Raw genomic sequence first — 1070 nt, forward strand, 5'->3', positions numbered from 1 at the left:
TACTATCATGCACATACGCATAAAAATTCGGGTTGTTCCCCGCCAGTTTTATGGGATCTTGGCTAATATATAAGCCGGTTTCAGGATTATAATATCGAAACCGATTATAATAAAGTCCGTCTAGTTCTTGGTCTTCATACTGCCCCGGTTGCCGGAACGATATGGAATATAAATTGCCGAATTTATCTCATCAATTTTTATTCTCCATTTGTTCTAAAAATATATCTTGTAGATTTCCATTAAGTTTTTTTCCTTTATATAAAAATTGGAAATTTTCCTCTTGTCCTTTCAGATAACTAACACCGTCAATAATACCTAATAAATTAGAAACTGTATCTGTAATTGACAATTTTAAAAAAGATATAAATTTATCTTTGTCTTTTACATCTAACTTATTATAAAGAGATACTCCATTTTTCCATTCCCCTTCAGGTAATTCATCTTGTTTATTATCCAAATTACTTAAATTATCTTTATAATGATCTAAATTATTTTTTAATACTTCTATAATTATATTATTTACAAATTCTACATCGTTCATATTTATTTACATTTTATTTCAGGTTTTTTAAACGCTTCAGGATACATTTGTTTATTAAGCTCTATGAGCTCTTTTAGCTTTGAATTTGGAATATCTGGATATACTCTTTTAAGTTCCTTAATATCCCTAGCTAATAAATCTCTTGCTGAATTAATTCCTTTTGTACTCCTTGAAACTACAGTGTTTGTTATAGGATCTTTTATTGTATGACCCTGTTTAGGAACTAATATAGCTGGTGCTTTTTCTAAATCGTATCCAGGTATAAATTTACTCATTACTGCTTTTTGTCCTACATGATGAGAATCTAAACCAATACCTGCACCTTTAACTTTTAAAACTTCATGTATTCCAACTTCATATTTTATGCCTGAGCCTGGCTGAACCATCAACCCCAACGGGTCAACTTCCGAATTAGAATCAAACGTATACGCATAAAAATTCGGATTGTTACCCGCCAGTTTTATGGGATCTTGGCTTATATATAAGCCGGTTTCAGGATTATAATACCTAAACCGATTATAATAAAGCC

Annotated in this window: 3 protein-coding genes; all 3 read right to left on the bottom strand. The window is 30.7% G+C overall.

Translation table 11 applies throughout. The annotated features are described in order from the left end of the window. Window positions 1-163 (bottom strand): RHS repeat-associated core domain-containing protein (locus GQ590_RS13000; RefSeq protein ID WP_368669165.1); only part of this gene is annotated, 163 nt, incomplete at its 3' end. A 27-nt stretch (window positions 164-190) separates the two neighbouring features. Further along, complete coding sequence (locus GQ590_RS12015) at window positions 191-541, bottom strand: hypothetical protein (protein ID WP_160409291.1); 351 nt, start codon at window positions 539-541, stop codon at window positions 191-193. 2 nt (window positions 542-543) lie between these two features. Further along, window positions 544-1070: RHS repeat domain-containing protein (locus GQ590_RS12020; RefSeq protein ID WP_305040792.1), on the bottom strand; the 527-nt coding region annotated here is incomplete at its 5' end.

This window comes from Gilliamella sp. Lep-s35 (assembly GCF_009795845.1).
Classification (GTDB): domain Bacteria; phylum Pseudomonadota; class Gammaproteobacteria; order Enterobacterales; family Orbaceae; genus Gilliamella.

Bases quoted from the DNA above. Each gene is read 5' to 3' on its own strand.
- GQ590_RS12015 (WP_160409291.1), bottom strand. From the start codon at position 541: ATGAACGATGTAGAATTTGTAAATAATATAATTATAGAAGTATTAAAA.